Raw genomic sequence first — 424 nt, 5'->3', positions numbered from 1 at the left:
TCGAATCGCCGCCCAGCTCGAAGAAGTTATCCTGCGTGCCCACGGCTTCCACGCCCAGCACTCCGGCCCATACCGCAGCCAGTACTTGCTCCACCTTCGTACGCGGGGTCACATAGGCTGCTCCCGTATGGACACTGCCTTCTGGCTCCGGCAAGGCCTTGCGGTCGATTTTGCCGTTGCTCGTCAGCGGGATCGTCTCCAGTCGCATCAGCCGTGCAGGTACCATGTGCGCGGGCAGCCCGGCTTCTAGTGCGGCCTGCACTTCCTCGATCCGCAGCTCGGTTGCTCCCGTGAGGTACCCGCACAAATACTTGTGCCCACGCTCGCCCGTCCGGTCGATGACTACCGCTTGACGCACACCCGGCACCTGCTGGATCGCGGTTTCAATCTCGCCTAACTCAATCCGGTACCCGCGGATTTTGAC

The 424-nt window shown here is 62.7% G+C and carries 1 protein-coding gene; it reads right to left on the bottom strand.

The window, feature by feature from the left end:
• A partial coding sequence (locus AC5V8P_RS26120; protein ID WP_495474120.1) for an AMP-binding enzyme occupies window positions 1-424 on the bottom strand: 424 nt, incomplete at both ends.

It is taken from the genome of Paenibacillus sp. N119s, assembly GCF_059447605.1.
The sequence above is the reverse complement of the archived record's forward strand: the minus strand, read 5'-3'. Positions and strand labels throughout refer to the sequence as shown.